General features: G+C 72.3%; 2 protein-coding genes and 1 pseudogene. All 3 read left to right on the top strand.

Features of this window, described 5'->3' with window-relative positions; all coding sequences use genetic code 11:
* Positions 1–491: pseudogene (locus AB0C29_RS40505) on the top strand (DUF2029 domain-containing protein); the annotation flags it as partial.
* On the top strand, positions 488–1627 hold the full coding sequence (locus tag AB0C29_RS40500) for a glycosyltransferase 87 family protein (protein WP_360832264.1): 1140 nt from the start codon (positions 488–490) through the stop codon (positions 1625–1627). The pseudogene AB0C29_RS40505 and the gene AB0C29_RS40500, both read left to right, overlap by 4 nt.
* The coding region (gene recQ / locus AB0C29_RS40495) for a DNA helicase RecQ (protein ID WP_360832261.1) at positions 1624–3191 on the top strand (1568 nt) is incomplete at its 3' end. The genes AB0C29_RS40500 and recQ, both read left to right, overlap by 4 nt.

The following is a 3191-nucleotide window of genomic DNA, read 5'->3' as shown; positions in this document are numbered from 1 at the left end:
GCACCGGGTACGGCTGGATCGGCGCGCTGGGCACCCCGATCTCCTCGGACAACTGGGCTCCGACCGCGCTCCTCGGCCGCTGGACGGCTGCCGTGTTCGCTCACGACGACGTGGGCGCCGCCCTGTCGGTCCAGCTCTGGCGCTGGGCGGGGGTGCTGGCCACGCTGATCGTGGCGGGTCTCGTGTGGACGTACCGGAATCGGGTCGGGGTGTTGCCCGGCCTCGGCCTGGTCCTGCTCGCGGTGGTTGCCTTCGGTCCCGCGCTACGCCCCTGGTACGTCGTCTGGGGACTGCTGCCGTTGGCCGCCGGACAGCCGGCCGCGCACCGCCCGCTGGCACTTATGTGTGTGGTGCTGACCCCGGTCGTGCTGCCCGACGGGTACGCCGCGGACCTCACCGAGGTGCTGGCCGCGGTCCTGGGAGTGCTGCTCGGAGCGGCGGTGTCCGGGCTCGTCCGGCAACCGGTCACGGCCCCGGCGGTGCCCCGGTGAGGTCCCGGCTCGCGCTGGTGCTTGGCGCGGCGACCGTCGCCGGCGTCTTCCTGGCCACGGTGCCCACCTTCCGGCACTTCTTCGACCTGGGGGTCTACCGCGGCGCGGTGCACCACTGGCTGATCGACGGCGGTGACCTGTACGCCTACCGCTATCGGGGCACGGTCTACGGCTTCACGTACCCGCCGTTCGCCGCCCTGGTGCTGAGCCCGCTGGCGCTGCTGTCCTGGCCGGTCGCGATCGCGGCCTCGCTGGTGGTCAACGCCGGTGCCGTGGGGTGGCTGGTGCGCCGGCTGCGACCGGCCGCCGGGTGGACGGAGAGCGCGCTGCTGTTCATAGCGGTGCTCGTCTTCGAGCCGGCCCGCGACACGATCAGTTTCGGCCAGGTCAATCTCGTCCTGCTCGTGCTGGTCTGCGCCGACCTGAGGGCGCTGCGGCGGGGTTCCCGCTGGTCAGGCGTGGGCATCGGGATCGCCACGGCGATCAAGCTGACCCCGGCCGTCTTCATCGGCTACCTGCTCGTCAGCCGCCGCTACCGGGCCGCCGCTGTCGCTGCGGGCACGGCCGTCGTCGCGACCCTGCTGGCCGGCCTGCTCGGGCCAGGCGCCTCGTGGACGTTCTGGACCGGCGCGGTCTGGGACACCGCCCGGGTCGGCCGGCTGGACTACGTCTCCAACCAGTCGCTGCGAGGCGTCGTCGCCCGCCTGGACGGGGACGTGGGGTGGTGGCTCGCGGCAGTGGCGCTGATGCTGGCGATCTGGTGGCTGCGGACCCGGCAGGCCGCGGCGGCCGGCGATGACCTGGCCGGCTTCGCCCTGACCGGGGCGCTGGCGTGCCTGCTCAGCCCGGTGACCTGGGTGCACCACCTGGTCTGGCTGCTGCCGGCGCTGGCCGTCCTGCTGGACCGGCGGGGCCGGTTCGTCGTGGCGGCGCTCTGGGTGGTGCTGAGCAGCAGTGTCGTGTGGTTGTGGTGGGCCGACCCGTCCGGCTGGGGGGCCGCCGCCGGCAGTAACACGTACGTGTGGATAGCCGTGGGGCTGCTGCTCCTGCTGCCGATCGAGACCGGCGCGGCGATCCGCCCGTTGTCCACAGGGTCCGGGCCCGCCCCGGAGGAAGTCACTACTATCGCGGAGTGACTTCCGCCCCCGAGATCCCCCGGTCCGCCGTCGACGTGCTCAACCGGGTCTTCGGCTACGCCGCCTTCCGCGGTGAGCAGCGCGAGATCATCGAGCACGTCATCGCCGGTGGCGACGCCCTCGTGCTGATGCCCACCGGCGGCGGCAAGTCGCTGTGTTACCAGATTCCCGCGCTGGTGCGCGACGGCGTCGCCGTGGTGATCTCGCCGCTCATCGCCCTCATGCAGGATCAGGTCGACGCGCTGCGCACGCTCGGTGTGCGGGCCGGCTTCCTCAACTCGACGCAGGATCTCACCGAGCGCCGGCGGGTGGAGCAGGCCTTCGTCGCCGGCGAGCTCGACCTGCTCTACGTGGCGCCGGAGGGTCTCGGCGTCCCGGCCACCCAGCGGCTGCTGGACCGCGGCCGGATCTCGCTGTTCGCCATCGACGAGGCGCACTGCGTGTCGCAGTGGGGCCACGACTTCCGCCCCGACTATCTCAACCTGTCGATGCTGCACGAGCGCTGGCCCGACGTGCCGCGCATCGCGCTGACCGCCACGGCCACCGCGGCCACCCACGCCGAGATCGCCGAGCGGCTCGACCTGACCGGTGCCCGGCACTTCACCGCCAGCTTCGACCGCCCCAACATCCAGTACCGCATCGTCGCCAAGAACGAGCCCCGCCGGCAGCTGCTCGACCTGCTGCGCACCGAGCACCCCGGCGACGCCGGCATCGTCTACTGCCTGTCCCGGGCCTCGGTGGAGAAGACGGCCGAGTTCCTGGTGCAGAACGGCATCCCCGCGCTGCCCTATCACGCCGGTCTCGACTCACGCGTCCGCGCGGCCAACCAGTCCCGCTTCCTGCGCGAGGACGGCCTGGTCATGGTGGCCACGATCGCGTTCGGCATGGGTATCGACAAGCCCGACGTGCGCTTCGTCGCCCATCTCGACCTGCCCAAGTCCGTCGAGGGCTACTACCAGGAGACCGGCCGGGCCGGGCGCGACGGGCTGCCGTCCACCGCGTGGCTGGCGTACGGGCTGCAGGACGTGGTGCAGCAGCGCAAGATGATCGAGACGTCCGAGGGCGACTTCACCCACCGGCGCAACCTGGCCGCGCACCTGGACGCCATGCTCGCGCTCTGCGAGACCGTGCAGTGCCGGCGCGGCCAGCTGCTCGCCTACTTCGGCCAGACCACGGCGGCGGCCTGCGGCAACTGCGACACCTGCCTCAATCCCCCGGAGTCCTGGGACGGCACGGTGCCGGCGCAGAAGCTGCTCTCCACGGTGCTGCGCCTGCAGCGCGAGCGCGGCCAGAAGTTCGGCGCCGGCCAGTCCATCGACATCCTGCTCGGCAAGACCACGGAGAAGGTCACCCAGTTCCGCCACCACGAGCTGAGCGTGTTCGGCATCGGCGCAGAGCTGCGTGAGGCGGAGTGGCGCGGCGTGGTCCGGCAGCTGCTCGCCCAGGGCCTGCTGGCGGTCGAGGGCGACTACGGCACGCTGGTGCTGACCGACGAGAGCGGCAGCGTGCTGCGCAAGGAACGCGAGGTCATGCTGCGCCGCGAGCCGGAACGCGCCGCCCGGGC

The organism is Actinoplanes sp. NPDC048791 (assembly GCF_040650095.1).
Lineage (GTDB): Bacteria > Actinomycetota > Actinomycetes > Mycobacteriales > Micromonosporaceae > Actinoplanes.
This window is presented reverse-complemented; position numbering and strand designations above follow the sequence as displayed.